The 26,966-nt window shown below is 63.2% G+C and carries 26 protein-coding genes; 19 read left to right on the plus strand and 7 right to left on the minus strand.

What is annotated here, in order from left to right:
* Positions 1–29 precede the first annotated feature (29 nt).
* The 11 genes from nuoE (at position 30) to ACTIFF_RS09030 (ending at position 12,455) form a co-directional block, all read left to right on the plus strand.
* Positions 30–512 carry an NADH-quinone oxidoreductase subunit NuoE gene (gene nuoE / locus ACTIFF_RS08980; protein ID WP_439536651.1) on the plus strand — a complete coding sequence of 161 codons (483 nt, stop codon included), beginning with the start codon at positions 30–32 and terminating at the stop codon, positions 510–512.
* Positions 509–1,843 (plus strand): NADH-quinone oxidoreductase subunit NuoF, encoded by a 1,335-nt coding sequence (gene nuoF / locus ACTIFF_RS08985; RefSeq protein ID WP_439536510.1) that lies wholly within the window; start codon positions 509–511, stop codon positions 1,841–1,843. Before nuoE ends, nuoF begins: the two co-directional genes overlap by 4 nt.
* Positions 1,837–4,164, plus strand: coding sequence for an NADH-quinone oxidoreductase subunit NuoG (nuoG, locus tag ACTIFF_RS08990; protein WP_439536511.1), 2,328 nt, complete (start codon positions 1,837–1,839; stop codon positions 4,162–4,164). Before nuoF ends, nuoG begins: the two co-directional genes overlap by 7 nt.
* Entirely contained in the window at positions 4,164–5,231 is a 1,068-nt protein-coding gene (nuoH, locus tag ACTIFF_RS08995; RefSeq protein ID WP_439536512.1) for an NADH-quinone oxidoreductase subunit NuoH, read from the plus strand. Before nuoG ends, nuoH begins: the two co-directional genes overlap by 1 nt.
* A gap of 10 nt (positions 5,232–5,241) precedes the next feature.
* Entirely contained in the window at positions 5,242–5,730 is a 489-nt protein-coding gene (gene nuoI / locus ACTIFF_RS09000; protein ID WP_439536513.1) for an NADH-quinone oxidoreductase subunit NuoI, read from the plus strand.
* A gap of 67 nt (positions 5,731–5,797) precedes the next feature.
* Positions 5,798–6,400: an NADH-quinone oxidoreductase subunit J gene (locus ACTIFF_RS09005; RefSeq protein WP_069040741.1), complete on the plus strand. Its 603-nt coding sequence runs from the start codon at positions 5,798–5,800 to the stop codon at positions 6,398–6,400.
* 17 nt (positions 6,401–6,417) lie between these two features.
* Complete coding sequence (nuoK, locus tag ACTIFF_RS09010; protein ID WP_069039998.1) at positions 6,418–6,738, plus strand: NADH-quinone oxidoreductase subunit NuoK; 321 nt, start codon at positions 6,418–6,420, stop codon at positions 6,736–6,738.
* A 5-nt stretch (positions 6,739–6,743) separates the two neighbouring features.
* Complete coding sequence (gene nuoL / locus ACTIFF_RS09015) at positions 6,744–8,831, plus strand: NADH-quinone oxidoreductase subunit L (protein WP_439536514.1); 2,088 nt, start codon at positions 6,744–6,746, stop codon at positions 8,829–8,831.
* A 103-nt stretch (positions 8,832–8,934) separates the two neighbouring features.
* Positions 8,935–10,413 carry an NADH-quinone oxidoreductase subunit M gene (locus ACTIFF_RS09020; protein WP_439536515.1) on the plus strand — a complete coding sequence of 493 codons (1,479 nt, stop codon included), beginning with the start codon at positions 8,935–8,937 and terminating at the stop codon, positions 10,411–10,413.
* A gap of 12 nt (positions 10,414–10,425) precedes the next feature.
* Positions 10,426–11,907: an NADH-quinone oxidoreductase subunit NuoN gene (nuoN, locus tag ACTIFF_RS09025; protein ID WP_257080812.1), complete on the plus strand. Its 1,482-nt coding sequence runs from the start codon at positions 10,426–10,428 to the stop codon at positions 11,905–11,907.
* Positions 11,907–12,455, plus strand: coding sequence for an NUDIX domain-containing protein (locus ACTIFF_RS09030; RefSeq protein ID WP_439536516.1), 549 nt, complete (start codon positions 11,907–11,909; stop codon positions 12,453–12,455). The genes nuoN and ACTIFF_RS09030 overlap by 1 nt, the downstream gene beginning before the upstream one ends.
* Before the next feature lie 2 nt (positions 12,456–12,457).
* On the opposite strand, the gene folK is transcribed toward ACTIFF_RS09030, so the two are convergent.
* Together folK and smpB are read right to left on the minus strand one after the other, a co-directional pair.
* Entirely contained in the window at positions 12,458–13,006 is a 549-nt protein-coding gene (gene folK, locus ACTIFF_RS09035; RefSeq protein ID WP_439536517.1) for a 2-amino-4-hydroxy-6-hydroxymethyldihydropteridine diphosphokinase, read from the minus strand.
* 164 nt (positions 13,007–13,170) lie between these two features.
* Positions 13,171–13,617: an SsrA-binding protein SmpB gene (smpB, locus tag ACTIFF_RS09040; protein ID WP_069040003.1), complete on the minus strand. Its 447-nt coding sequence runs from the start codon at positions 13,615–13,617 to the stop codon at positions 13,171–13,173.
* Positions 13,618–13,719: 102 nt separating this feature from the next.
* Between smpB and ACTIFF_RS09045 the strand changes: the two genes are divergently transcribed.
* The gene (locus tag ACTIFF_RS09045) at positions 13,720–14,160 is read left to right on the plus strand and encodes a type II toxin-antitoxin system RatA family toxin (RefSeq protein WP_439536518.1); all 441 of its coding nucleotides are present in this window, start codon (positions 13,720–13,722) and stop codon (positions 14,158–14,160) included.
* A gap of 1 nt (position 14,161) precedes the next feature.
* On the plus strand, positions 14,162–14,497 hold the full coding sequence (locus ACTIFF_RS09050) for an RnfH family protein (protein ID WP_439536519.1): 336 nt from the start codon (positions 14,162–14,164) through the stop codon (positions 14,495–14,497).
* A gap of 34 nt (positions 14,498–14,531) precedes the next feature.
* On the opposite strand, the gene ACTIFF_RS09055 is transcribed toward ACTIFF_RS09050, so the two are convergent.
* A complete protein-coding gene (locus ACTIFF_RS09055; RefSeq protein WP_439536520.1) occupies positions 14,532–14,972 on the minus strand; it encodes a DUF4124 domain-containing protein in 441 nt (146 codons plus the stop codon).
* A 115-nt stretch (positions 14,973–15,087) separates the two neighbouring features.
* Here ACTIFF_RS09055 and guaB point away from each other — a divergent pair, with 115 nt between their 5' ends.
* Together guaB and guaA are read left to right on the plus strand one after the other, a co-directional pair.
* Positions 15,088–16,548, plus strand: a complete 1,461-nt coding sequence (gene guaB / locus ACTIFF_RS09060; protein ID WP_069040007.1) for an IMP dehydrogenase — start codon at positions 15,088–15,090, stop codon at positions 16,546–16,548.
* Positions 16,549–16,675: 127 nt separating this feature from the next.
* The gene (guaA, locus tag ACTIFF_RS09065) at positions 16,676–18,280 is read left to right on the plus strand and encodes a glutamine-hydrolyzing GMP synthase (protein WP_439536521.1); all 1,605 of its coding nucleotides are present in this window, start codon (positions 16,676–16,678) and stop codon (positions 18,278–18,280) included.
* 358 nt (positions 18,281–18,638) lie between these two features.
* Here guaA and ACTIFF_RS09070 read toward each other — a convergent pair whose 3' ends face one another.
* Positions 18,639–20,156, minus strand: a complete 1,518-nt coding sequence (locus ACTIFF_RS09070) for a hypothetical protein (RefSeq protein ID WP_439536522.1) — start codon at positions 20,154–20,156, stop codon at positions 18,639–18,641.
* Positions 20,157–20,911: 755 nt separating this feature from the next.
* On the opposite strand from ACTIFF_RS09070, the gene ACTIFF_RS09075 reads away from it, so the two are divergent.
* From ACTIFF_RS09075 to ACTIFF_RS09090, 4 genes are all read left to right on the plus strand, one after another.
* The gene (locus ACTIFF_RS09075; protein WP_439536523.1) at positions 20,912–22,000 is read left to right on the plus strand and encodes a DUF3616 domain-containing protein; all 1,089 of its coding nucleotides are present in this window, start codon (positions 20,912–20,914) and stop codon (positions 21,998–22,000) included.
* A 111-nt stretch (positions 22,001–22,111) separates the two neighbouring features.
* On the plus strand, positions 22,112–22,630 hold the full coding sequence (locus ACTIFF_RS09080; RefSeq protein ID WP_439536524.1) for a YqhA family protein: 519 nt from the start codon (positions 22,112–22,114) through the stop codon (positions 22,628–22,630).
* Between the two features lie 14 nt (positions 22,631–22,644).
* Positions 22,645–22,830, plus strand: coding sequence for a hypothetical protein (locus ACTIFF_RS09085; protein ID WP_439536525.1), 186 nt, complete (start codon positions 22,645–22,647; stop codon positions 22,828–22,830).
* A gap of 735 nt (positions 22,831–23,565) precedes the next feature.
* Positions 23,566–24,318, plus strand: a complete 753-nt coding sequence (locus tag ACTIFF_RS09090; RefSeq protein ID WP_439536526.1) for a hypothetical protein — start codon at positions 23,566–23,568, stop codon at positions 24,316–24,318.
* 633 nt (positions 24,319–24,951) lie between these two features.
* On the opposite strand, the gene ACTIFF_RS09095 is transcribed toward ACTIFF_RS09090, so the two are convergent.
* The 3 genes from ACTIFF_RS09095 to ACTIFF_RS09105 are packed head-to-tail and all read right to left on the minus strand — an operon-like array spanning position 24,952 to position 26,857.
* Positions 24,952–25,557 (minus strand): exopolysaccharide biosynthesis protein, encoded by a 606-nt coding sequence (locus tag ACTIFF_RS09095; protein ID WP_439536527.1) that lies wholly within the window; start codon positions 25,555–25,557, stop codon positions 24,952–24,954.
* On the minus strand, positions 25,554–25,763 hold the full coding sequence (locus ACTIFF_RS09100) for a hypothetical protein (protein ID WP_439536528.1): 210 nt from the start codon (positions 25,761–25,763) through the stop codon (positions 25,554–25,556). The genes ACTIFF_RS09095 and ACTIFF_RS09100 overlap by 4 nt, the downstream gene beginning before the upstream one ends.
* A gap of 8 nt (positions 25,764–25,771) precedes the next feature.
* Positions 25,772–26,857: a calcium/sodium antiporter gene (locus tag ACTIFF_RS09105; RefSeq protein WP_439536529.1), complete on the minus strand. Its 1,086-nt coding sequence runs from the start codon at positions 26,855–26,857 to the stop codon at positions 25,772–25,774.
* Between the last annotated feature and the right edge of the window lie 109 nt (positions 26,858–26,966).

Raw genomic sequence — 26,966 nt, forward strand, 5'->3', positions numbered from 1 at the left:
TCGATGAGTGATCGATGAGCATGGACAGAATGACTTTCACGCTGACTGAAGCGTCGTGCGCGGCGATCGACCGCGAAGTCGCGAAGTATCCCGAAGGCCAGGCCATTTCGGCCGTCATGGCCGGCCTGCGCATTGCGCAGGAACAGAACGGCTGGCTGTCGCCGGACGCGATCGAAGCGGTGGCGCAGCACCTGCGCATTCCGCCGATGGCGGCGATGGAAGTGGCGACCTTCTACAACATGTACGACGTGAAGCCGGTCGGCCGCTGGAAGGTCACCGTCTGCACCAATCTGCCCTGTGCGCTGTCCGGTGGCGAGCAGGCGGCCGAGTACGTGATGGAAAAGCTCGGCATCGGGTTCAACGAGACGACGCCTGATGGCCGTTTCACGCTGAAGGAAGGCGAGTGCATGGGCGTCTGTGGTGACGCGCCGGCCATCATCGTCAACAACACGCGCCTGTGCAGCTGGATGACCCGCGAACGCATCGACGCCCTGCTGGACGAACTCAAATGAATGCCGCGACCGAACTGCCCGTGATCCTGCTTGCAGGGCTGGATGGCGACCGGACCTGGGGTCTGGCCGACTACGTGAAGCGCGGCGGTTACGCCGCCCTGCGCAAGATCCTCGAAACCGGCATGACGCAGGAACAGGTCATCGCCGAGGTGAAGAAGTCCGACCTGCGCGGCCGCGGCGGTGCGGGTTTTCCGACCGGCCTGAAGTGGAGCTTCATGCCGCGCCAGTTCCCGATGGACAAGTACGTCGTGTGCAATTCCGACGAAGGCGAACCGGGCACGTTCAAGGACCGAGACCTGCTGCGCTACAACCCGCACATGGTCATCGAGGGCATGATCATCGCCGGTTACGCGATGGGCTGCAGCCGCGGCTACAACTACATCCACGGCGAAGTGTGGACCTTGTACACCCGCTTCGAGGAGGCGCTGGCCGAAGCGCGTGCCGCAGGTTTCCTTGGCAAGGACATCATGGGCAAGGGCTTCGATTTCGAGTTGTTCGCGCACCACGGATGGGGCGCCTACATCTGCGGCGAAGAAACCGCATTGCTCGAATCGATCGAAGGCAAGAAGGGCCAGCCGCGCTTCAAGCCGCCGTTCCCGGCCAGTCACGGCCTGTACGGCAAGCCGACGACGATCAACAACACCGAAACCTTCGCGGCCATCCCGTGGATCATCGCCAATGGCGGCGAACAGTTCCTCGCGCTGGGCAAGCCGAACAACGGCGGCACCAAGATTTTCTCGGTGTCCGGTCACGTCAATCGTCCGGGCGTGTATGAAATTCCGCTCGGCACGCCGTTTGCCACATTGCTCGACATGTGCGGCGGCATGCGCGGCGGGCGCAAGCTCAAGGCGGTCATTCCGGGCGGCTCGTCGGCACCGGTGCTGCCGGCCGACGTCATGATGGACTGCACGATGGACTACGACGCCATCGCCAAGGCCGGCTCGATGCTGGGTTCAGGCGCGGTCATCGTGATCGACGAAAGCGCCTGCATGGTGAAGTCGCTCGAGCGCCTGTCCTATTTCTATCACGAGGAATCGTGCGGCCAATGCACGCCGTGCCGCGAAGGCACCGGCTGGCTGTACCGCATGGTGCATCGCATCGAGCACGGTCAGGGCCGTCCGGACGACCTCGATGTACTCGACAACGTCGCCACCAACATCGCTGGCCGCACCATCTGCGCCCTGGGCGACGCGGCGGCACTGCCGGTCAAGAGCTTCATCAAGCATTTCCGCTCCGAGTTCGAATATCACATCGAACACAAGCGCTGCCTCGTCCCGGTCGACGTGCAGCGCGAAGGCAGCCGTATCTACGTGGACCACGCAGCATGCTAGAGATCGAAATCGACGGCCAGAAGCTGGAAGTGCCGGACGGCAGCACGGTGATGGACGCCGCCAACCGTCTGGGCGTGCACATCCCGCATTTCTGCTATCACAAGAAGCTGTCCATCGCCGCCAATTGCCGCATGTGCCTGGTGCAGGTCGAGCGCGCGCCCAAGCCGCTGCCGGCGTGTGCCACGCCGGTGACCAACGGCATGAAGGTGCAGACGCATTCGGATCAGGCCATCACCGCGCAGAAGGGCGTGATGGAGTTTCTGCTGATCAACCACCCGCTCGACTGCCCGATCTGCGATCAGGGCGGCGAGTGCCAGTTGCAGGATCTGGCAGTGGGCTACGGCGCGTCGGCGTCGCGCTATCAGGAAGAGAAGCGCGTCGTGTTCAACAAGAACCTCGGTCCGCTGATTTCGACCGACATGACGCGCTGCATCCACTGCACGCGCTGTGTGCGTTTCGGACAGGAAATCGCCGGTGTCATGGAACTGGGCATGGCGAACCGCGGCGAGCATTCGGAAATCATGGCCTTCGTCGGCCACACGGTCGATTCCGAGCTGTCCGGCAACATGATCGACCTGTGCCCGGTCGGCGCGCTGACTTCCAAGCCGTTCCGCTACTCCGCCCGCACCTGGGAACTGTCGCGTCGCAAGACCGTGAGCCCGCACGACAGCCTCGGCACCAATCTGGTGGTGCAGGTCAAGCACGATCAGGTCATGCGCGTGCTGCCGCTGGAGAACGAAGAGGTCAACGAGTGCTGGATTTCCGATCGCGACCGCTTCTCGTATGAAGCGCTGAACGGCGATCAGCGCCTGACGAAGCCGATGATCAAGCAGGATGGTCAGTGGCTGGAAGTCGATTGGCAGACCGCGCTTGAATACGTTGCCAACGGTCTGCGCCGCGTGGCGCGCGACCATGGCGCCGGCAAGATCGGCGTTCTCGCGGCGCCGTATTCGACCACCGAAGAACTGTATCTCGCCGGCCAACTGGCGCGCGGGCTCGGGGGCAACATCGATCACCGCCTGCGCCAGAGTGACTTCTCGCTCGACGGCAAGCTGTCCGGCGCACCGTGGCTGGGCATGAAGATCGCCGACGTGTCGAAGCTCGACGCAGCCCTGGTGGTCGGCAGCTTCCTGCGCAAGGATCACCCGCTGATCGCTCAGCGTCTGCGTCAGGCCGCGCGTCACGGTACCCACGTCAGCGCACTGGGTGTCGATGGCAGCGACTGGTTGATGACGCTGTACGAACGCATCACCGTCGCGCCGTCGGCGATGGCTGCTGAACTGGCCGCGCTGGTGCGCGCCGCAGCGCAGATCCGCAGCGTTGCCGTGCCGGCTGGTGTCGAAGCCGGTCCGGTGACGGATGGTGGGCTGCGCATTGCACAAAGCCTCATTGACGAAGGCGAAGGCGGTCGCGCGATTTTCCTCGGCTCGGTCGTGCAACAGGCGAGCAACGCCGCCGAGTTGCATGCGCTGGCGCAGGCACTGGCCGACATCACCGGCGCACAGTTCGGCTATCTGGTCGAAGCGGCCAACAGTGTCGGCGCGCAGGTGGTGGGCGCGCAATCGGGCCTGAATGCGCACGACATGCTCGCGGCCGGTCTGCACGCCATTGTGCTGCTCAATACCGAACCGGAAGTGGATTCGGCGAATCCGCCCGCCGCACTTGCCGCGCTGCGGGCGGCCGATACGGTGATCGTGATGTCGCCGTTCAAGACCGGCCTGGATTACGCCGACTGCCTGCTGCCGATTTCGCCCTTTACCGAAACCTCCGGTACCTACGTGAGCTGCGAAGGCCGCATCCAGAGTTTCCATGCCGTCGTGCGCCCCAGGGGCGACAGCCGTCCGGCCTGGAAAGTGTTGCGCGTGCTCGGCAGCCTGCTCGAATTGCCAGGCTTCGATTTCGACACGTCGGAAGCCGTGCGTGACAAGGCGCTGTCCGGTGCAAGCGGCTGGCTGCCCGACGCGGCGCTGGGCAATGTGGCGACCGGCGTCAGTCTGGCGAGCACCGCGTCGCCGGACGGGTTGCAGCGCGTGGCCGACTTCCCGATCTACCGCAATGACGCCACGGTGCGTCGCGCGCCCGCACTGGCTGCAGCGCGAGACTCGGCCGCGCCGGTTGCCCGCATGCACAGCGCGACGGCTGCGCAGTTCGGTCTGGTGGCCGGCAAGCGGGTGCGCCTGCGTGGAGCGGCGTCGTCCTGCGAACTGGATCTGGCACTCGATGACACGGTGCCGGCCGATTGTGTCCGCGTGGCGGCCGGCTGGCCGCAGACGGCAACACTGGGCAGCCTGACCGGCACCCTGACAGCGGAGGCGGTGTAATGGATGCGCTGCTGCAACCCGTGCAGGACCTGCTCGGCGCCGCCTGGCTGCCGGTATGGACCGTGGTCAAGATCTTCGCGATCATCCTGCCGCTGCTCGGCTGCGTCGCCTACCTGACGCTGGCCGAGCGCAAGATCATCGGCTGGATGCAGGTGCGCAATGGCCCGAACCGCGTCACCTTCTTCGGCATCAAGTTTCTCGGCGGTCTGGCGCAGCCGATCGCCGACGGCCTGAAGCTGCTGTTCAAGGAAATCGTGCTGCCGTCGGCGTCGAGCAAGATGCTGTTCGTGCTGGCTCCGGTACTCGCCCTTGCGCCTTCGCTGGCCGCCTGGGCGGTGATTCCGTTCAGTGAAGGCATGGTGCTGGCCGACATCAATGCCGGCCTGCTGTACATCATGGCCATCACGTCGATGGGCGTGTACGGCGTCATCATCGCCGGCTGGGCGTCGAATTCGAAGTACGCCTTCCTCGGCAGCCTGCGTTCCGCCGCGCAGATCGTCAGCTACGAAATCGCGATGGGCTTCGCGCTGGTGACCGTACTGATGGTGTCGCAGAGCCTGAATCTGTCCGACATCGTGCGCGGGCAGGGCGAGGGCATGTTCGCCAACATGGGTGTCGGCGTGCTGTCGTGGAACTGGCTGCCGCTGCTGCCGATGTTCGTCGTCTACTTCATTGCCGGCGTGGCGGAAACGAATCGCTCACCCTTCGACGTCGTCGAAGGCGAGTCGGAAATCGTGGCCGGTCACATGATCGAGTACTCGGGCATGGCGTTCGCGCTGTTCTTCCTGGCCGAATACGCGAACATGATCCTGATCGCCTGTCTCACGTCGATCATGTTCCTCGGCGGCTGGCTGTCGCCTGTGGGTTTCCTGCCTGACGGCATCTTCTGGCTTGCCGCCAAGACCTCGTTCTGCCTGTTCTTCTTCCTGTGGCTGCGCGCGACGTTTCCGCGCTATCGCTACGACCAGATCATGCGTCTGGGCTGGAAGGTGTTCATTCCCGTCACCATCGTGTGGCTCGTGTTCATCGGCGGCTGGATGATGTCTCCGCTGTCGATCTGGAAGTGAAGGACGCGTCATGGGATCGATGAAAGACATGTTTGGCGGTCTGATGCTGACCGAACTGCTGAAGGGCATGGCGCTGACCGGCCGTCACCTGTTCGCACGCAAGATCACCATCCAGTTTCCGGAAGAGAAGACGCCGCAGTCGCCGCGTTTCCGCGGCCTGCACGCGCTGCGCCGCTACCCGAACGGTGAAGAGCGCTGCATCGCGTGCAAGCTGTGCGAAGCGGTGTGCCCGGCGCTGGCCATCACGATCGAATCCGATCAGCGCGACGACGGCACGCGTCGGACCACGCGTTACGACATCGATCTGACCAAGTGCATCTTCTGCGGTTTCTGCGAAGAAGCCTGTCCGGTCGACGCCATCGTCGAAACGCGCGTGCTCGAGTACCACGGCGAGAAGCGTGGCGACCTGTACTACACCAAGCAGATGCTGCTCGCGGTCGGTGACCGTTACGAAGGCCAGATCGCCAGCGACAGGGAAGCGGACGCGAAATACCGCTGACGGGTGCCGGTCCGCGCGGTGCGCGGGCGGTGCTTCAGGGAACGGACAAGAACGACATATATAGATGATGGATTTCCATACCGCAGTCTTCTACTTTCTCGCCACGATTCTGGTGTTGGCGTCGCTGCGCGTGATCACCGCGCGCAACCCGGTGCACGCGGCGCTCTATCTCGTGCTGGCCTTCTTCACGGCGGGTGGCGTGTGGATGCTGCTGCGCGCCGAGTTTCTCGCCATCGCGCTGGTGCTGGTCTATGTCGGTGCGGTGATGGTGCTGTTCTTGTTCGTCGTGATGATGCTGGACATCAACATCGAGCGGCTGCGCGAAGGCTTCTGGGCAAATCTGGTGCCCGGTCTGATCGTGGCCGGCCTGATGCTCGCCGAAATGGTGGCCGTGCTCGGTGCGCGCTACTTCTCGGCGGCCGGTGCGCCGGCGCCGGAAGCGCCGGCGGCCGACTACAGCAACACCAAGGAACTGGGCCGGCTCATCTATACCGAGTACGTGTATCCGTTCGAGCTGGCGGCGGTCATCCTGCTGGTGGCCATCATCGCCGCCATCGCGCTGACGATGCGCAAGCGCAAGGACACCAAGTTCCAGGACCCGGCGAAGCAGATTGCGGTGCGCCGCGAGGACCGCATACGCCTGGTGTCGATGCCGGCCGAAAAAGACTGAGACAAGAAGCGCACGACATGACATCACTGCTCTCCCTATCGCTGTCCCACTTCCTGGTGCTGGGCGCGCTGCTGTTCGCGATCAGCGTCGTCGGCATCTTCCTGAACCGGAAGAACCTCATCGTGCTGCTGATGGCGATCGAACTGATGCTGCTGGCGGTGAACATGAATTTCGTCGCCTTTTCGCATTATCTGGGCGACCCGTCCGGCCAGATCTTCGTTTTCTTCATCCTCACCGTAGCCGCCGCGGAATCCGCGATCGGGCTGGCCATCCTTGTGGTGCTGTTCCGCAACCTGAACACCATCCACGTCGATGATCTCGACAGCCTGAAAGGTTGAGCGACATGACCTCGATGCAAAAGCTCTATCTGCTCGTCCCGCTGGCACCGCTGATCGGCGCGATCATCGCCGGCCTGTTCTGCCGTGTCATCCCGCGCTGGGTGGCGCACAGCGTCACCATCCTCGGCGTCGCCGTGTCGCTGGTGGCGTCGTGGGTCATCTTCCAGGACGTGCAGGCGGGCAACAGCTTCAACGGTGCGCTCTACACGTGGGCGACCAGCGGCAGCCTGACGATGGAAATCGGTTTCCAGATCGACAAGCTCACCGTGATGATGATGCTGGTCGTCAATTTCGTGTCGCTGATGGTGCACCTCTACACCATCGGCTACATGGCGGAAGACCCCGGCTACAACCGTTTCTTCTCCTACATTTCGCTGTTCACCTTCTCGATGCTGATGCTCGTCATGAGCAACAACTTCGTGCAGCTGTTCTTCGGCTGGGAAGCGGTCGGTCTGGTGTCCTACCTGCTGATCGGTTTCTGGTTCAAGCGCCCGACCGCGATCTACGCCAACCTGAAGGCCTTCCTGGTGAACCGCGTCGGCGACTTCGGCTTCCTGCTGGGCATCGGCCTGATCGCCGCGTATGCCGGCACGCTCAATTACGCCGAAGTGTTCGCCAAGCGCGAGGAACTGGTCGCCATGACGGTGGCCGGCACGGACTGGCCGCTACTGACCGCGGTCTGCATCTGCCTGTTCATCGGCGCGATGGGCAAGTCGGCCCAGGTTCCGCTGCACGTCTGGCTGCCGGATTCGATGGAAGGCCCGACGCCGATTTCGGCGCTGATCCACGCGGCGACGATGGTGACGGCCGGCATCTTCATGGTGACCCGCATGTCGCCGCTGTTCGAGCTGTCCGAGACCGCACTGTCCTTCGTGCTGGTGATCGGCGCGACGACCGCGCTGTTCATGGGCTTCCTCGGCATCATCCAGAACGACATCAAGCGCGTCGTCGCCTACTCGACGCTGTCGCAGCTCGGCTACATGACGGTGGCGCTCGGCGTGTCGGCCTACTCGGCGGCGGTGTTCCACCTGATGACGCACGCCTTCTTCAAGGCGCTGCTGTTCCTCGGCGCCGGTTCGGTCATCATGGGCATGCACCACGACCAGGACATGCGCAACATGGGCGGCCTGTGGAAATACATGCCGATCACCTGGTTCACGTCGCTGCTCGGTTCGCTCGCGCTGATCGGCGTGCCCTTCCTGTCCGGCTTCTACTCGAAGGATTCGATCATCGAGGCGGTGCATTTCTCGACCATCCCCGGTGCGGGCTATGCCTACTTCTGCGTCGTCGCCGGTGTGTTCGTGACCGCCTTCTATTCGTTCCGGATGTACTTCCGCGTATTCCACGGTCCGGAAAACTTCGGCAAGGCGCATCACGACCCTCACGACGCGCCTGCGCACGACGCGAAGGCGGCGCATGCCGCGCACGATGATCACGCCCATGCGGCTCACGGTGACGATCACGCGGCGCACGACGACGATCACGCCGATGAACACCACGGCCTGGCACCGGGCGAAAAGCCGCACGAGTCCCCCTGGGTGGTGTGGCTGCCGCTGGTGCTGCTGGCGATTCCGTCGGTCGGCATCGGTTTCTGGACGGTGCAGCCCATGCTGTTCGGCGACTGGTTCTCAGGCGTCGTCGAAGTGCTGCCGCAACACGACACGCTGGCCGAACTCGGCCACCACTTCACCACCGCGACCGGCATGGCACTGCACGGCGTGACCGCGCTGCCGTTCTGGCTGGCCCTGGGTGGCGTGGTGCTGGCCTGGGTCATGTACATCGCGATGCCGTCGCTGCCGGGTCGCGTCGCGCCGATCTTCCGCCCGATCAACACGCTGCTCGAAAACAAGTACTACTTCGACAAGTTCAATGAAGTGGTCTTTGCCGGCGGCGCGCGTGCGCTCGGCCGCGGCCTGTGGGCCGCCGGTGATCGCACCGTGATCGACGGCGTGCTGGTCAATGGCTCCGCTTCGGCCGTCGGCGCGTTTGCGCGCATGGCGCGCGGCATCCAGACCGGTTACATCTACCGCTACGCTTTTGCAATGGTGATCGGCGTCTGCCTGTTGCTGCTGTGGAGGCTGGGCTTCAAGTGATGGGGTGCGGGCGGTGCAGCTGCCGCCTGCTGCGTGTGATTCAAGGGAGTGCTTCTGCACAGCCGGCCGGACCGGTCGTTGAGCAAGCCAGACAAATAAAGAAATGACCGATATTCCCCTTCTCAGTCTCGCCATCTGGTTGCCGATTGCCGGCGGTCTGCTGGTGCTGGCCAGCGGCGATGGCCGCAACGTCGCCTTCTCGAAGCTGATCGCGCTGGTGACCGCGGTCTTCGGCTTCCTGATCACGATCCCGCTCTACACCGGCTTCGATCCATCGAGTGCGTCGATGCAGTTCGTCGAACTGATGCCGTGGGTGCGCGACTACAACATCAACTACCACCTCGGCGTCGATGGCATTTCGATGCCTTTCGTCATCCTGAACAGCTTCATCACGCTGTTGGTTATCATGGCGGGCTGGCAGGTGATCGAAACCAAGGTGTCGCAGTACAACGCGGCCTTCCTGATCATGTCGGGACTGCTGAACGGCATCTTCTCGTCGCTCGACGGCATCCTGTTCTACGTCTTCTTCGAATCGTCGCTGATTCCGCTCTATCTGGTGATCGGCATCTGGGGCGGCAAGAACCGCGTCTACGCGGCGTTCAAGTTCTTCCTTTACACGCTGCTCGGCTCGCTGCTGATGCTGATCGCATTGCTCTACCTGTTCCACAAGAGCGGCAGCTTCGCCATCCTCGACTGGCACCGCGAGCCGCTGGCGATGGCGGCGCAGTCACTGATCTTCTGGGCCTTCTTCGCGAGCTTTGCGGTGAAGGTGCCGATGTGGCCGGTGCACACCTGGCTGCCGGACGCCCACGTCGAAGCACCGACCGGCGGTTCGGCGGTGCTGGCGGCGATCGGGCTGAAGCTCGGTGCCTACGGTTTCCTGCGCTTCTCGCTGCCCATCGTGCCGGATGCCGCGACGCACTTCGCGCCCATCGTCATCGGCCTGTCACTGATTGCGGTGATCTATATCGGGCTGGTCGCACTGGCGCAGACCGACATGAAGAAGCTGGTCGCGTATTCGTCGATTTCGCACATGGGTTTCGTCACGCTGGGCTTTTTCATCTTCAATCCGCTCGGTGTCGAAGGCGCGCTGGTGCAGATGATTTCGCACGGCTTCGTGTCGGCTGCGATGTTCCTGTGCATCGGCGTGCTGTACGACCGCATGCACACCCGCAACATCGGTGACTACGGCGGCGTGGTGAACACCATGCCCAAGTTTGCCGCCTTCTTCCTGCTGTTCGCGATGGCCAACGCCGGCCTGCCGGCGACGTCCGGTTTCGTCGGCGAATTCATGGTCGTGCTCGGCGCACTGCAGTTTAACTTCTGGACCGGTTTCGCCGCCGCGACCACGTTGATCCTGGGCGCGGCCTACACGCTGTGGATGTACAAGCGCGTCATCTTTGGCGCGGTCGCCAACAGCCATGTTGCCGAACTGAAAGACATCAACGCCCGCGAAATGCTGATCCTCGGCGTTCTTGCCGCATGCACCCTGGCCATGGGCATCTGGCCGCAACCGGTGACTGAAATCATGCACGCGACCGTGAACCAGCTGCTGGGACACGTTGCCGTTGGCAAGCTCTGACGGACACACAGAATGAACTTCCCACTGCCTGACCTCTATCCCGCATCGGCCGAAATCTTCGTGCTGGTGATGGCCTGCGTCGTGTTGCTCGCCGACCTGTTCAAGTCCGAGCGCCAGAACTGGCTGCCCTACATCCTCACGCTGAGCACGCTGGTCGGTGCGTTCGTCATCCAGGTCGCGACGGCCGGCGCGGACACGACGCTGACCTTCAGCGGCATGTTCGTCGACGATCGTCTGTCCGACGTGCTGAAGAGCTGTCTGTATCTGACGGTGTTCGCTGTCGTCATCTACAGCCGCGGCTACCTCGAAGTGCGCGGCATGGAGCGTGGCGAGTACTACCTGCTCGTGCTGTTCGCCACGCTGGGCATGCAGGTGATGATTTCCGCCAATCACTTCCTGACGCTCTATCTCGGCCTCGAACTGCTGTCGCTCGCGCTGTATGCGCTGGTGGCGCTCGACCGCGACTCGGCGCGATCGACCGAAGCGGCAATGAAGTATTTCGTGCTCGGCGCGCTGGCGTCCGGTCTCCTGCTGTACGGCATGTCGATGGTGTATGGCGCGACCGGCACGCTCGAGATATCGGCCATCGCGCGCAAGCTGTCCGACCCGACCACCAATATGGAAGTGCTGCGCTTCGGCCTCGTGTTCCTGGTCGCCGGCCTCGCGTTCAAGATCGGCGCTGTGCCGTTCCACATGTGGATTCCCGACGTCTATCACGGCGCGCCGACGCCGATCACGCTGCTGATCGGTTCGGCGCCCAAGCTGGCCGGTTTCGCGATGGCGATCCGCCTGCTGGTCGACGGACTGCCGACGCTGGCCGATGAATGGCAGCAGATGCTGATGCTGCTGGCGGTGCTGTCGATCGCGCTCGGCAACATCGTCGCCATCGCACAGACCAATCTGAAGCGCATGCTGGCCTATTCGACCATTTCGCACATGGGCTTCATGCTGCTCGGTCTGGTCAGCGGCGTCATCGAGCTGCGTGCGTCCGGCGACATCCACCTTTCGTACGCCTTCGGCAGCGCGATGTTCTACACCATCGCCTATGTGCTGATGAGCGCCGCCGCCTTCGGCGTGCTGCTGCTGCTGACCCGTGCCGGGGTCGAAGCCGAGGAACTGGACGACCTGAAGGGGCTGAACAAGCGCAGCCCGTGGTTCGCTGCGGTGATGATGATGGTCATGTTCTCGATGGCCGGCATCCCGTTCTTCATCGGCTTCTTCGCCAAGCTGGCCGTGCTGCAGGCGGTCGTCGCAGCGGGTTATCTGTACGTCGCCGTGTTCGCGGTGATGATGTCGCTGATCGGTGCCTATTTCTACCTGCGCGTCGTCAAGCTGATGTACTTCGATGCGCCGCAGGATGAAGCACCCATCGTGGCATCGACCGAAATGCGCGCGCTGCTGTCGGTCAATGCACTCGCGATCGCACTGATCGGGCTGATGCCGCAGTCCTTGCTGTCGCTGTGTGCGTCGGCCCTGGGGCAGACGCTGAAGTAATGAAGGATCCCCTGATCGAAACCACGGTGGACAGTCGGCAGGTGTACGACGGCGTGCTGCTGAAGGTTTATCAGGATCAGGTGGCGCTGCCGGATGGCACGCATGCGGTGCGCGAATACATCCGCCATCCCGGGGCCGTGGTGATCATCGCGGTGCTGCCGGACGGCGACATGCTGTTCGAACGCCAGTTCCGCTACGGTCCGCGACGCACCTTCATCGAATTTCCCGCCGGCAAGATCGATCCGGGCGAGCCGGCTGAAAAGACGGCCGTGCGCGAACTGCGCGAGGAAACCGGGTACGAAGCCGACGAATGGACGCATCTGGGCACGATGCATCCGTGCATCGGCTACTCGGATGAACGGATAGAAATCTTCCTCGCGCGTGGTCTGCGCCATGTCGGCGCCAATCTCGACGCGGGCGAGTTCCTCGAGGTACTTCCACTGTCTCTCGAAGCCGCGATGTCCGCCGTCTGGCGCGGCGAGCTGACGGATGCCAAGACGCTGTCGGCCCTGATCTGGGCACAGCGGGTGTTCCGGCAGGGGTTCTGAGTTCAGAACCCGTCGGCGGGCGTCGGCACGACGCTGCCGACGGCAAGGCGCACCATCATCGCGTCGGCAATGCGCGATATCGGCTGATCCTGACAGTGCGCCAGAAAGGCGCTTGCCGGACCGAGCCCGGGTATTTCCAGGTCGGGCGACACTTCCAGCAGCGGCAGCAGCACGAAGGCACGCAGATGCGCGCGCGGATGCGGCACGTTCAGCGTGTCGGTGCTGATCTGCCGCTCGTCGTACAGCAGCACGTCCAGATCGAGGGTGCGCGGCGCGTTCAGAAATTCGCGCACGCGACCGTGCGTACGTTCGATGGCGAGCAGCGCATCCAGCAGCGCCTGCGGTTCGAGCGTGGTACGTACGCGCGCAATGGCGTTGATGAAGTCGGGCTGGTTGTCGTAGCCGATCGGCGCCGTGCGGTACAGCGACGAGCGGCGCTCCAGCGTGATGCCGGGCGTGGCGGCGATTTCATCGAAGGCGGCCAGCACCTGCGCTTCCGGATCGGCGAGATTGCTGCCCAGACCGATGTGGGCAATGCTGTCGCGGCTCATGGCGTGTTCTTTTCAGGTTCAACGGATCGGCGGACTTTAGCACCGCTGCCTGCAGCCGCCCGGCGGGTTCTCCCGCGGCGACATCAGGCTGCTCCGGTGCCGGGGCGGTGAAGTCATCGTGCGGATCAGCCTGCGACCGAACAGGCGCACCCTGCCGTGCAGGGTCACACACGCGAGCGCATCAGGCGCGCCTTCTCGCGCTCCCAGTCGCGTTCCTTCTCGGTTTCGCGCTTGTCGAACTGCTTCTTGCCCTTGGCCAGTCCGATTTCCAGCTTGATGCGGCCACGGGTGTAGTGCAGATTGAGCGGCACCAGCGTGTAGCCTGCGCGCTCGACCAGCCCAATCAGCTTGCTGATCTGTTCGGCGTGCAGCAACAGCTTGCGGCTGCGCGTCGCGTCCGGATGGATATGGGTCGAGGCGGACAGCAGCGGCGACACATGCATGCCGATCACGAAAACCTCTTCGCCCTTCAGCACGACATAGGCTTCCTTCAACTGCGTGCGGCCGGCGCGGATGGCCTTGACCTCCCAGCCTTCCAGCACCAGTCCGGCCTCGAAGCGTTCTTCGATGAAGTAGTCGTGAAACGCTTTCTTGTTCTCGGCGATGCTCATGTCGGGTAACCGTTGACCGGGGGAATTGCTGCAGTGGCTTGAGTGAGAGGCTGCGCGAGACGTCGCTGCGCAGCTAGAATTGCGATTTTACCTTCTGAAGACATGGCCGAAGTCCGAAAAACCGTGCTCATCGAGCGCAGCGCGGAACAGATGTTCAGGCTGGTCGACGGCGTCGAGCATTACCCCGAGTTCCTGCCCTGGTGCGGTGGCAGCGAAGTCATCGAACGCACCGACACGCTGACGCGCGCGCGTATCGACATCAACTACCACGGCGTGAAGGCGCATTTCGCGACCGCCAACGCCAAGGTGTTCCCGCACAGCATGACCATACGACTCGTCGAAGGTCCGTTCAAGTCGCTCGACGGCACTTGGGCCTTCACGCAACTTGGAGATGTGGCGTGCAAGATCGAATTCAACCTGCGCTACGAATTTTCCAGCCGGCTGATCGAAAAGGTCGTCGGCCCCGTGTTCAGCCACATTGCGAACACCTTCGTCGAAGCGTTCGTGAAACAGGCAGACCGCATCTACGGCAAGGTGACCTGACGTGAGTGCGAGCATCCAGGTCCAGGTTGTCTATGCCTTGCCTGCGCGGCAGGACATCGTGACCATCGAATTGCCCGAAGGGGCCACCGTGGTGCAGGCGGTCGAAGCCTCCGGACTGATGCAGAAGTATCCGGACATCGATCTGGCGCGCAACAAACTGGGGGTGTTCGCCAAGCTGGTCAAGGCCGATCAGGTGCTGCGCGATCGCGACCGGGTCGAAATATACCGCGCCTTGATCGCTGATCCGAAAGAGGTGCGTCGTCAGCGTGCCGCCGAAGGCAAGGTGCTGAAGAAGGGCGGTGGCGAGCGGGGTGGCGAGGCAGAGCCGGCGGCCTGAGCGCCGCCTTCTGCGCGCGGCATGACCTGTACGGCTACCTGCACCACTCCGACACCGACTGCTGCGCCTCGGTTGTTTCGGCCGCCCGCGTCGCGTCGTCGATGAACTCGCGTTCGCCCTGGGCGTTGTAGCGCACGATCCGCTGACCGGATTGCAGTGCCGCCAGCTTGTTGCGCGCCCGCGTACAGTTGGCGTCGGCCTTTTCCTTCTCCGCCTTGTCCTTGGCTGCCTTGGCTTCTTCGGCGGCTGCCGCTTCACGCCGCTGCTGAAAGCTCTGAAGCTTTTCCTGCAGATTGCTGTTGGAGGTGTCGGCCGCGGGCGGTGCGACCTTCACGTCCTTGCGGATGGCTTTTGCGCCGGGCGGCGGGCTGTCCGAAAACACCGGATTGCCGTTTGCGTCCTTGTACTGATAAACCTGCGCGGTCGCGAGCAGCGGCAGACACGTCAGGGCGATGAACGCCAGTCGAAGATGCACGTCAGAAACTCCTGCCCGAAATGAGTGAAGGTACTGCAGCGATCGCCTCCGCGCCTGCTGCAGCCAGCCGCGTCGAGCGGCGTATAATACGTTTTTGACAGATTGGAAAGTAGTCATGCGTGTTATCCAGAAGGCGCTGACCTTCGATGATGTGCTGCTCGTGCCGGCACATTCGAGTGTTCTGCCACGCGATGTAAGCCTCAGTACCCGTATTTCCCGCAACATCCACGTCAATCTCCCCCTGCTGTCCGCCGCGATGGACACCGTCAGCGAAGCGCGTCTTGCGATCGCGCTGGCACAGGAAGGCGGCCTCGGCATCATTCACAAGAACATGACGGCCAAGATGCAGGCCGCTGAAGTGTCGAAGGTGAAACGGTTCGAAGCCGGCGTGCTGAAGGATCCGATCACCATCTCTCCCGACATGACGGTTCGCGAACTGCTCGGGTTGACACGCAGTCACCGGATTTCCGGTTTTCCGGTGCTCGACGGCCCGCGCGTGGTCGGCATCGTGACCAACCGCGACCTGCGTTTCGAAACCAATCTAGATCAGCCGGTCGCGCGCATCATGACGCCGCGCGAGCGGCTCATCTTCGTGCATGAAGGCGCCTCGCTCGACGAAGCGCGCACCCTGATGCACCGCAACCGCCTCGAACGCGTGCTGGTGCTCGGCGAAAACGACACGCTGCGCGGCCTGATCACGGTCAAGGACATGCTGAAGTCGACCGAACACCCTCTGGCGGCGAAAGACCCGCATGGCCGGTTGCGCGTCGGTGCGGCCATCGGCGTCGGCGAAGGCACCGAAGAACGCGCAGCCGCGCTGGCCGAAGCCGGTGTTGACGTGATTGTCGTCGATACCGCGCATGGTCACTCGCAGGGCGTGCTCGACCGTGTGCGCTGGGTCAAGCGCACCTTTCCGCATCTGGACGTGATCGGCGGCAACATCGCCACGGCCGATGCGGCCCGCGCGCTGGTCGACGCGGGTGCCGACGGCGTCAAGGTCGGCATCGGTCCGGGCTCGATCTGCACCACGCGCATCGTCGCCGGTGTCGGCGTGCCGCAGATCACCGCCATCGACAACGTGGCGACCGCGCTGGCCTCGACCGACGTGCCGATGATCGCCGACGGCGGCATCCGCTACTCCGGCGATATTTCCAAGGCCATCGCAGCCGGCGCCAACGCGGTCATGCTGGGCGGCCTGCTGGCCGGCACCGAAGAGGCACCGGGCGAGATCGAGCTGTTCCAGGGCCGCTCGTACAAGTCCTACCGCGGCATGGGTTCGCTGGGCGCCATGCAGCAGGGTGCGGCCGACCGCTACTTCCAGGATCCTGCGTCCAATGCCGACAAGCTGGTGCCCGAAGGCGTCGAAGGCCGCGTGCCCTACAAGGGCCCGGTGGTCAATGTGATCACCCAGCTGATGGGCGGCCTGCGCGCGTCGATGGGTTATTGCGGCTGCTCCACGGTGGACCAGATGCGCAGCACCGCGCAGTTCGTCGAAATCACGTCGGCCGGCATTCGCGAGTCGCATGTGCACGACGTGCAGATCACCAAGGAAGCGCCGAACTACCACGTTGAATGAGATTCAAGCTGCAAGATGAAAGATGCAAGGCGCGCCTTGCAAGCTGAGTCGTGCCATTTCCCGGCGGGTCGCGTGACCTGCCGTCTTTTCTTCAATCTTGTCACTTGAATCTTGCATCTGGTCTGAAATGCACAACAAGATCCTCATCCTCGATTTCGGCTCCCAGGTCACCCAGCTCATCGCGCGCCGCGTGCGCGAGGCGCATGTCTATTGCGAAATCCACCCGGCCGATGTGAGCGACGACTTCGTGCGCGGCTTCGGCGCGCAGGGCGTCATCCTGTCCGGCAGCCACATGTCGGCCTACGAGGAAGAAACCGACCGTGCGCCGCAGGCGGTGTTCGAGTTGGGCGTGCCCGTACTGGGCATCTGCTACGGCATGCAGACCATGGCGCAGCAGCTGGGCGGCAAGGTTGAAGCCGGCACGGTGCGCGAATTCGGCTACGCCGAAGTGCGCGCGCGCGGCCACACGAAGTTGCTCGACGGCATCGAGGATTTCCGCACCGAGCAGGGCCACGGCATGCTCAAGGTGTGGATGAGCCACGGCGACAAGGTGACCGAGCTGCCGCCCGGCTTCAAGCTGATGGCGTCAACCGACAGCTGCCCGATCGCCGGCATGGCCGACGAGGCGCGCCGCTTCTACGGCGTGCAGTTCCACCCTGAAGTGACGCACACCGCGCGCGGCGCCGACATCCTGCGCAAGTTCGTCATCGGCGTCTGCGGCTGCGCTGCCGACTGGATCATGGGCGACTACATCGAAGAGGCGGTTGCGCGCATCCGTGAACAGGTCGGCGACGAGGAGGTCATCCTCGGCCTGTCCGGCGGCGTCGATTCATCGGTTGCGGCGGCGCTGATCCACCGCGCCATCGGCGACCAGCTGACCTGCGTGTTCGTCGATCACGGCCTGCTGCGCCTGAACGAGGGGCAGATGGTGATGGACATGTTCGTCGGCCGGCTGCACGCGCGGGTGATCCACGTCGATGCGTCCGACCAGTTCCTCGGCCACCTGAAGGGCGTCAGCGATCCGGAAGCCAAGCGCAAGATCATCGGCCGCGAATTCGTCGAGGTGTTCAAGGCCGAGGCGGCGAAGCTGAAGGCGGGTGCCGACGGCCACAAGGGCGCCACCTTCCTCGCCCAGGGCACCATCTACCCGGACGTGATCGAATCCGGCGGCGCCAAGAGCAAGAAGGCGACGGTGATCAAGTCGCACCACAACGTCGGCGGACTGCCGGAAAAGCTCGGCCTCAAGCTGCTCGAGCCGCTGCGCGAACTGTTCAAGGACGAAGTGCGCGAACTGGGCGTGGCCCTCGGTCTGCCACGCGACATGGTGTATCGCCATCCTTTCCCCGGTCCGGGCCTGGGTGTGCGCATCCTCGGCGAAATCCACCGCGAATACGCTGACCTGCTGCGCCGCGCTGACGCCATCTTCATCGAAGAACTGCGAAACACCCTCGACCCGGCCAGCGGCAAGAGCTGGTACGACCTCACCAGCCAGGCCTTTGCGGTGTTCCTGCCGGTGAAGTCGGTCGGCGTCATGGGCGACGGCCGCACCTATGAGTGGGTCGTGGCATTGCGCGCCGTGCAGACGCAGGACTTCATGACCGCCCACTGGGCCGAACTGCCGCACAGCCTGCTCGGCCGCACCAGCAATCGCATCATCAACGAAGTGCGCGGCATCAATCGGGTGGTGTACGACATTTCCGGCAAGCCGCCGGCGACGATTGAGTGGGAGTGACGGGTTTCGTGACGGTAAAAGCTGCGGATCGTTGATGTCCCAAGCGGGGGGACGGCTCTCGATGCGCCGCCAAGCGTGCAGAAGGTGGATAGCCTATGACCTGTCGCTTGGAAGCGGTTCGAGCTGACCATGAGGCCCGATCTTCTCTTGGCGACCGTTCAGTTTCGGACGCGCATGAAACTCCTGGCTATCGGTTTTCTAGTGCCCGCAATTTGCTGGGTGGCGGCCGCACTGGCGAGCGAGGTGGCAAGCAGGAGCCTGCCAACGAAGGCCGTCGATCTACTGGCCGAGGTGGTCAGCCGAACGACCGCTCAACTGTGTCAGCTGCCGGGTCGCCATCGAGAAATGCACCTTCTGATCAGCCTTCCGGCTGCGAACTTGGCGCCTTCTGTTGCTTCTTCTCGTTCAGCCAAGCATATCGATGCGAATCTTCGGCCAGCAGAAAGCGCTTCATGGCCTCTTGGCCACCGGAATCCAGCCTCTGGAAGATGCCTCGCAGCTCCGATTCGACACTGTTTTCAGATGCGCCGAGCTTTCGCGCCTTGTCATACCATTCTTTGCCCCGTTCAAACTCGCGTTGCTCCGTATACACAGCCCCAAGCAAAGTGCATGGGCGGTAGTCCCGAGGCATAAGGGCATGTGCTTCCTCACCCATTTGAATGGCTTCGGGCCGTCGTCCCAGATCGCGCATGACCCCACCGCGAGTGGTGAGCAAGGCGGACTTAAGCTTTGAGTGCGTCAGACGACGGCGTGGCAGGCTGTCGATCAGGTCGAGCGCTACCCCCGATTGATCGCATTTTCTGTAGTGCCCGCTGGCGTTGATGACATCCCACGGATCCTGCGTAGTCCGATATTTATCAGCATGAAACGCTGCTTCCAGACGATGGTAAGCCTCGCGAATTTCCTTCGAAAATTTTTCTCTTGCTGTAGTGCTGAGCCAGGCAACTTCTTCCGCTGCTAGGCGGTTGCCGGCATCAATTTGACGGAGCAAGTCCGTCATCCGTGGCGTCTGCGACTTGGCAGCCGGCGACAATCCGTACTTTGTATACAAGGTTTGCGTCTGCATCATCGCCATGTATGCGGGATCGCTCTCGCGTGCGATGCGGGCGGCCTCGACCGCCTCGGACTCGGCCTCGGCGGTACTCGCTACGACGATGTACGCGTCGAAGTTCAGTTGGCCAAACGCGAGTCGATACAGGTACTTGGGCCCGTTTCGCTCCAGGTCGTTGAGTTCATCTTCGGTCAGCGGACGGCCCCGGTAGAGCGCCTCCAGAATGTCGCACATGGGCGGACAGGCTGCAGCCGGAAAGTGGCCCAGGTGGAAGTAAAGAGCGATGTCGTGGGCGGTCGGCGCGGTGTAATCCGGGCTGACCGAACGAGCCCGATATGCGATGTCCGCCAGTTCGGAATTGCGTTCGCGCTGTGCTTTCCATTCCGCCTGGCAAGCCCTTTGCGCCTTGAGGACAGCTTCGGAGGCCTCCCGCTCGCGCTTGTGGCGTAGCTTGCGCTCAGCCTTCCAATCCATAGCAGGGGCTGCATTCCCCGCCCGGTTCATGTTCTTGCGGGTCCGGTAGTGAGCCTCCAGTGCCTGTTGCTCAGATTCCTTCGCCTGACGCGCTGCCTTCGCTGCCTCGTGTCTCACCAGATAGGTGGCATCAAGTCCCGCGATGTAATCCTCATGGGTAATCGCACCGCAGGCTAGTCGATATAGATCGAGAAGCTCCTGCTGCTGCAGAAAATCCAGCGCATGTCTGGAAACCGGTTCCCCCTGATACATTCGGGCAAGGATGTTGCTCAAGCGCGAACCGGGAATGGTTGCGGCGGAAACATGGCTGACGCAGTAGTGATCTGCAATGAACGAAGTCGACATGCCCATGCCAGCACCAGCTCACGTTGATTTGTAGCGCTCAATCATGACGAAAACAGCGGTGGGTGTCAGAGGCTGCTGCCATAGTCTGCCTGCGCGGCAACCGTTACGAGCGCAGGGGGAATTCTGCATACGCTCAACTGGTAAAGGGACGCGTCAGAGTTTCAGCAGCCGACTCATCACCGCCATCGCCGCTATTTCATGCGTGACTCGATTTCCGCGTTCGTGACTGATGAAGCGTTGGCGCATGCGGCGTGATTCACTCCCTCGGCGCCACAGGCGCATGAGGAAGAGCGCGCAACGCGCGCCAAGGCGTCGCCCAGCGAAGTGCGCCAGTCGCTGGCCGCGGAGACGACGACCACTGACCCTGCGCCATCGGTCCGGAGTTCCATGAGGCATCGCTTTTCAGTGCCGCTGCGGCGTCCGTTCACGTCTGACATCTGCACCTCGGCGCGTGGCACCAGTCAGCCAGGGCGACGCAGCGCGAAGCGCGCGCGACATTCGGTCAGCTTGCGCAAGTCAGTGGCTTGCGGATGGCGGGACTTGAAGAGCGCTTGCATCACGGATCTCCAGCGTTCGACATCCACGTGGAATGTGGGTCGCTGGGCGGTTCTGAAAAAGCATTCTTTCATGAATGAGAACATCGGATAAATCTGAACACAGGATCAAGCTTCGGCCCCAGACTTCAAAATTTGATGGTGGTGGCTGGGAAGTGTTGCAGTGCGCGAGCCCTCTGAGCACGTCACCCTTTGGAGAATCACCCTATGCCCAACGCTCGAACCGCCAATGCCGTCCGTCTGGAATTCGCTCCTGGCTGCCTGGTTCAAACCAATCTGTCGGGTGCGGCCTTCACGGGCGACTGGCTCTGGGTGGCGGGCGACGAAGCCTGTGGCCTGGAACGCTTGCGCAGGCTCGAAACCGTGGGTCGCGAAGTCTTGCGCTTCGGTGAGGTGCGCGATTACCCGCTGTCCGATTTGCTGGACTTGCCTGGCACGGCCGACGAGGAGGCCGACTTAGAAGGGATGGCGGTCGCCGATGTCTACCTGTGGGTGGTCGGTTCGCATGGCTTGAAGCGCAAGAACGCCAAACCCGACCGCGACCACGCCGGCAACGCCAGGCGTTTGACAAAGGTGACCCTGGACGGCAACCGTCGCCTGCTGGCCTGTCTGCACATCGAGCCTGACGCCAAGGGCGAGCCTTGCCTGGTTCGACAGGCTCAGGACGGTCGGCGGGCCTTGCGGCTGAAGGGCGATGCGCAAGCGAATCTGCTCACCTGCGCGCTGGCTGACGACCCGCACTTCGGGCCCTACATGGCGATACCGGGCAAGGACAACGGCTTCGACATCGAAGGTCTGGCGGTGGACGGGCGCCGGCTGCTGCTGGGCCTGCGCGGCCCGGTGCTGCGCGGCTGGTCGGCACTGCTCGAGATCGAGGTCGAGGCGCGCGGGGATCAACTACGCTTGGCACCCCTCGATGACAACGGCACGTTGATCCGCAAGCATTTCCTGCAGCTAGAAGGACTGGGCGTGCGCGACCTGCACTTTTCCGGCGACGACCTTTATATCCTGGCCGGCCCTACGATGGTGCTGAACGGCGAGATCCGCGTCTTCAAGTGGCCCGCAGCGCGCGCGCTGCTGGCGGCCAACCGGGAACCGGTACGCTTCGAGGCGGCGCTGACGGCGTCGGTGTCGTTGCCGCACGGGCACGGCACCAACCGTGCCGAGGCGATCTGCCACCTGCCGCCCGCCTTGGCGGGGCGAAGTCGGAGCTGGCTTGTCCTTTACGACGCGCCCGACGCCCATCGCAGAGACGGCGAGTACACCGTCTTCGGTGACCTGCTGCGCCACGACTGAGATCGTCCGGGTCTGCGTCAGCCACCTGGACGAACTGGGCCGTGTTGCGCGGTACCCTGCGTCCGGATTGCTCTTTGATGTCACTCTCTTCTCTTTTGAAGGTCAACGAAAATGGAAAAACTGCTTTCGGGAGTTGGGTCGCTGCTTTACGGCATGCGATTCACCATGCTGTTCTTTTATGTGGGTCTGGTCTCGATCATTCTCGGCATTCTGGGAAAGTTCCTGCTGGAAACGTACAAGCTGATGAGTACCTTGCTGTTTGACGATCTCGAAAAGATCGACCTGATCATCAAGGTGCTTGAACTGGTCGACATGACGATGGTGGCGCAGCTTGTCTGGGTCGTTGCGCTGGCGGGTGTGTCGCTCTTCGTGACCACCGGACACTTCGACAGGAAGGACATGAAGAAGCCCGACTGGCTGGACCATGTCAATACCTACAACCTCAAGTTGAAGCTCGCATTCGCCATCATCTCCATTTCAGGCGTTCATGCGTTGAAAACTTACCTGAGTGGTGACCTGAGTCTGGAAAACATCCAGGTCGTGACGATGGTGGCTGTCGTTCACTTCACCTTCGTACTCTCTGCAATAGGCATCTCGTTTGCCGAGCGGTTGACGCGGGAAAAGGCCTAAAGCGACTGCTCGAAGTGTCGCGTCTCGAACACCCCGCGGCGATTCGTACCGGAATCGACTTCGCGTCGCCGCTCCAGTGCGTCATCAATGCGGCATCGGGCAGCAGCGACACACAGGCAAAGCGCGAGATGGTCGAGGCCGCGCTGCGGGTTGGTGGACGGCGAGGTGACCTGCTGTTCTGTGCAGCCCCACCGGGCTGACCGGCGTGTCGCACTAGGCTGCGACAAGGGCCGTCGCCACCCGCACGGGTGTGGTCGCCGTCGGCGCGGCCAACTCGTGAAAGGGCGCCGCATGAGCGTCGTGCTGCAAGTCTTCAGACACTGACTTCGGCACCGAACAGCCGCGGGTGGTCAATGCCGATCTAAAACGGACACGCTTTTCACCGGTTTGCCAATTTACAACTGATACACATCCATTGCATTTGCACAGTTGGTGATCGCGCCCCGTAGTGAGGGCCGTAGGTCCGAACGCAGGGGCGCGATCACCGTGCGTCGCCCAGTCCTTTGCCGGGCGTGACAGCGTCCGCACGGTGGTCAGCCCCGTGCAGCGCCAACGCCCCTGAGCGCGCCTGTCCCCGCGACAGCCCGTTCACCGGGTCTGGACGTCGCGGACCTGCCCGAGCTGCTCGCCGTGGCCCGAGCACATGGCTGCAAAGACTTCGTAATTTTCGAACTTGGTGTAATGAAAATTATGCTTTTACCGAACGCCTGAAGCCGTCAGAGTCTTGGCATCTCAACCATGCGGGACCGTCATCGTGAAGTTTCAGTTTCGATCCAACGACCGTGAAGGCCAGCAGTGGCAACAGCGTGTGGCCAACAGGCTGTGCCAGGCGCTGGGGCACGTGTGAAGGTCAAACTGGACGACGTCGACATGCATCAGGCGGCGCCGACAAGCCCGGCTGCGTCGAGGTTCTGGTGCAGCAGGGGAGCGGCCCTGTGGCCATCAGCGCGACCGCTCGAACCTGGCGGGACTCGGTCGAGGCCGTGGCGTCCCGGCTGCGGCAAAAGGTCGTGCTTCAAACGCACCGCGCAACGGTCATGGAGCCGCAGACGATGGCCGGGGCGCTGGTCGCCGGCGTCCGCCCGCTGCTGCTGCACGAACAGAGGGCCCGCGCGACGGTCTTTCGGATCCGCGCAAGGCGGGAGACAGTACCCCTTCCTTCAGCAACACTTTTGAGCAACCCGTTCACATCAAAGCCAATCATCATGCGCAGCTACCCCCACAACAGCCCTGAAGCCGCAGCGCGTATCGTCGCGATGGTGCTCATCGCCGACGGTCAAGTGTGCATGTCCGAGTTCGATATCCTGAAGAAGTTGGGTGCCGAGCGCGAACTTGGCTTGGTACCGCAGCTTCTGCCCCACCTCGTCTACACGCTGCGTGAAGAACTTATGCTGGGCGGCTACGCGACGGGATCGCTGCTGGACAACGTCGACGACAGCACTTTGGCATCGTTGATGGCCGAGGTCTCCGACCCGGTGCTGCGCAGGACGGTGCTGCGCCTGTCGCTGGCTGCTGCAAGGGCAGACGGCCACCTCGCCGACGGCGAAGCCAGGGTTGTCGAGGCGGCCCGTCACCATTGGCAGCTGTTCGACGGTGAGGAGCCCGTTGTTGCACCTCGCGCACGCCGGCAGGCGACGCGACCGGAGCCTCCCGGACGCTTCGGGTGCGCGCTTCACACACCACCTTGATCGATGACAGCAACCGTTACGGGGCCTGCGCGTTGCTGCGCGCTGGCTTTCCTCAGCCCCCGTCAGCACGCCGCGGGCACCGCCGCCGTTCTTGTTTGATGAGCACGGCCCAGCCCCAGCACACAAAGGCGTAGGCTCACAGCCCCGGCACGGCGCCGGCGATGGGAAAACCCACCAGCAGGGCTGGACCCCAGGACGTCACCTGCCTCCAAAAGGCAGCGGGCCATGGCCGGCGAAGGCGTCGTCGTAACCTTTTGCTGCACGGCATAGGCGCCCACGTGGGCGGACAGGCCCCAGATCGGCGCCATGGTGAAGGGGGGTTGGTCAGCCCGGTGGCAGAGCGGCTGCCACCACATTGGCCCGCAGCGCCACAGTCGCCAGGATGATGGCTGGTATTTGCTGTGGCAGCGGAAACACGCCGATGCCGACGCCCAACGCTACGCCCCGAGGCCACACTACGCCGGTGCAGCACCCACATGCAGGGGTTTTCACGCAGGTAGTGGCCGCGCGAGACGAAGATTCGCGTTTGTTCCATCGTCTGTGCGGTGGGCAACCAGCGACGAAGCCGTTCCGCGCGACGATGGACAGCATACGAAAGATCTTGCGGGTCACTGGATGATTTGCAAGGTCTGTTCAAGCGAAAAGCCAGCCCGGCAGTCGCTCACTCCCCCATGACAGTCCCAAAAGTATGGCGCCCAGGGTGACGCATAGCGCCAGTCCCGCCATAGCCAGCCCCAGCACAACTGCCACACCATCGCGAAACACCAGCCCCAGCCCGATGAGCATCAGCGCAAGCGCAGGGAGCACGTTGCCGAAGGGGATTGGCAGCACGACGATGAGAGCCATCAGCCCAATGGCGGCGGCGGTCGATGACCGTCTTTCCACCGATGCAAGATGGCTCAGCCGGGCCTTTGCGAAGCGTCCGGCCACGCTGTAGGCAGATGCAAGCATCCCCAGCACCCGCTGCGCCCAGTGGCGTGAGAGCTCAAGTTCGGCCACCCGCTGAGGGAGGCATGAAGACGACTGACCCTGCCACATCGCGGTCGCCAGCGCGACCATCCCGAGGCCGAGCACCGTGCCGACGCCCGGCACGGGCAGCAGACACGGCACCGCCATCAGCAGCAGCCAGGTGCCGTGTGCGGCAGGCCCGTGGGCTTGCGCCAGGGTTTGCATCGACACCCTGTCGGCAGGAAGGGTCGCGGCTGTTTCGCGCAATCGTTGCACGATAGATTCCGTCATGATGCCTCCACGTCAGCACGGCGCCAGCGCGTCTTCCACGGCGGCACCACCGCACGAATGGCTTCGGCGAAAAGGCCGAAGCACTCCGTCAGCGTCGGGTTGCGCGCGCACCGGGTCGCGCAGACGCCGCGTCGCGATTGATGCCCCTCCAAAACGTCGACCTGCAGGGCACGGCGGGGACCGAGCAGATTGTCCTGAGCGCTCATCGACTCACTCACGGCGCACTGGACGCCGCCGGACGGCGGATCATCACCACTACCAGCGTCACCACCGTCAGAGGAATGAAGAAGCCGAGCATGACGCCCGAGAATGCCTGCAGCGCGGCATGCTGCTGCGCGGCGAGGACCAGGTAGGCCGCGTAGGCGACGTAATAGCCGAGGAAGACGCCGCCTTCCCAGCGTGCGATCTCGCGGCCAGTGATGAAGACCGGCAGGCAAGCGAGCGCGACGGTCAGCATGACCCAGATGTCGAAAGCCAGCAGCGATGAAGCCATGGCGAGGCCAAGGTCACCCGACACCAGGCCCGACAGGCCCAGGCAGCCAAGGATATTGAAGGTGTTGCTGCCGACCACGTTGCCCACCGCAATGTCGCGCTCGCCCTTGACGGCCGCAGTGATGCTGGTGGCCACCTCGGGCATGCTGGTTCCGGCGGCGACGATGGTCAGGCCAATGACCAAGTCGCTTACCCCCATCGCCTTGGCGAAGTTCACCGAGGCCTGCACGAGGTACTCGGATCCGAACACCAGCGCCGCGAGGCCGGCACCGATCAGCAGCAACTGTGCGGGCAGCCGGTCGTCCCATGCACCGGCCTCAGCCGGTTTGATTTCATGGGCGTATTCATCCTGGGCGGCCTGCGTTTCACGCCGCGACTGCACAACGAGGAAGACCGTGTAAGACACGAGCAGCACGAAGAGGATGCCACCATCGAAGAATGACAGGCGGCCGTCCAACCCCAGCGCCAGCAGCAGCAGGCTCGCGCCAATCATGATCGGCACTTCCTGACGGATCAGCTGGATGTTGACCACCAGCGGCGCAATCAGCGCGCTGATGCCCAGAATGAACAGTACATTGAAGATATTGCTGCCCACCACGTTGCCGATGGCAATGTCGGTCTTGCCGTCGAGCACGGCACCGACACTCACCGCAACCTCGGGCGCGCTGGTGCCGAAGGCCACGATGGTGAGTCCGACGACGAGCGGACTGATGCCGAACGACAGGGCCAGCTTGGACGCGCCGCGCACGAGCACGTTGGCGCCGATGACCAGCAGCATCAGGCCGCCGAGAAAAACGAGCATGTTCATGATTGAGCACCGTAGCCAAAACAAAATTCGCCCACCTCGGGCTGTAACGTCACATGGCCCGCACAGCGAAAGGCCTGCGCTTCAGTTCCCCGTACAGACCCCGGAGACG

The sequence above is a fragment of the Methyloversatilis sp. genome, assembly GCF_051861465.1.
In the GTDB taxonomy this organism is placed as follows: domain Bacteria; phylum Pseudomonadota; class Gammaproteobacteria; order Burkholderiales; family Rhodocyclaceae; genus Methyloversatilis.

Coding starts and splice junctions, on each gene's coding strand:
- nuoE (WP_439536651.1), top strand. CDS start 30: ATGACTTTCACGCTGACTGAAGCGTCGTGCGCGGCGATCGACCGCGAA.
- nuoF (WP_439536510.1), top strand. CDS start 509: ATGAATGCCGCGACCGAACTGCCCGTGATCCTGCTTGCAGGGCTGGAT.
- nuoG (WP_439536511.1), top strand. CDS start 1,837: ATGCTAGAGATCGAAATCGACGGCCAGAAGCTGGAAGTGCCGGACGGC.
- nuoH (WP_439536512.1), top strand. CDS start 4,164: ATGGATGCGCTGCTGCAACCCGTGCAGGACCTGCTCGGCGCCGCCTGG.
- nuoI (WP_439536513.1), top strand. CDS start 5,242: ATGGGATCGATGAAAGACATGTTTGGCGGTCTGATGCTGACCGAACTG.
- ACTIFF_RS09005 (WP_069040741.1), top strand. CDS start 5,798: ATGGATTTCCATACCGCAGTCTTCTACTTTCTCGCCACGATTCTGGTG.
- nuoK (WP_069039998.1), top strand. CDS start 6,418: ATGACATCACTGCTCTCCCTATCGCTGTCCCACTTCCTGGTGCTGGGC.
- nuoL (WP_439536514.1), top strand. CDS start 6,744: ATGACCTCGATGCAAAAGCTCTATCTGCTCGTCCCGCTGGCACCGCTG.
- ACTIFF_RS09020 (WP_439536515.1), top strand. CDS start 8,935: ATGACCGATATTCCCCTTCTCAGTCTCGCCATCTGGTTGCCGATTGCC.
- nuoN (WP_257080812.1), top strand. CDS start 10,426: ATGAACTTCCCACTGCCTGACCTCTATCCCGCATCGGCCGAAATCTTC.
- ACTIFF_RS09030 (WP_439536516.1), top strand. CDS start 11,907: ATGAAGGATCCCCTGATCGAAACCACGGTGGACAGTCGGCAGGTGTAC.
- folK (WP_439536517.1), bottom strand. CDS start 13,006: ATGAGCCGCGACAGCATTGCCCACATCGGTCTGGGCAGCAATCTCGCC.
- smpB (WP_069040003.1), bottom strand. CDS start 13,617: ATGAGCATCGCCGAGAACAAGAAAGCGTTTCACGACTACTTCATCGAA.
- ACTIFF_RS09045 (WP_439536518.1), top strand. CDS start 13,720: ATGGCCGAAGTCCGAAAAACCGTGCTCATCGAGCGCAGCGCGGAACAG.
- guaB (WP_069040007.1), top strand. CDS start 15,088: ATGCGTGTTATCCAGAAGGCGCTGACCTTCGATGATGTGCTGCTCGTG.
- guaA (WP_439536521.1), top strand. CDS start 16,676: ATGCACAACAAGATCCTCATCCTCGATTTCGGCTCCCAGGTCACCCAG.
- ACTIFF_RS09070 (WP_439536522.1), bottom strand. CDS start 20,156: ATGGGCATGTCGACTTCGTTCATTGCAGATCACTACTGCGTCAGCCAT.
- ACTIFF_RS09075 (WP_439536523.1), top strand. CDS start 20,912: ATGCCCAACGCTCGAACCGCCAATGCCGTCCGTCTGGAATTCGCTCCT.
- ACTIFF_RS09080 (WP_439536524.1), top strand. CDS start 22,112: ATGGAAAAACTGCTTTCGGGAGTTGGGTCGCTGCTTTACGGCATGCGA.
- ACTIFF_RS09095 (WP_439536527.1), bottom strand. CDS start 25,557: ATGACGGAATCTATCGTGCAACGATTGCGCGAAACAGCCGCGACCCTT.
- ACTIFF_RS09100 (WP_439536528.1), bottom strand. CDS start 25,763: ATGAGCGCTCAGGACAATCTGCTCGGTCCCCGCCGTGCCCTGCAGGTC.
- ACTIFF_RS09105 (WP_439536529.1), bottom strand. CDS start 26,857: ATGAACATGCTCGTTTTTCTCGGCGGCCTGATGCTGCTGGTCATCGGC.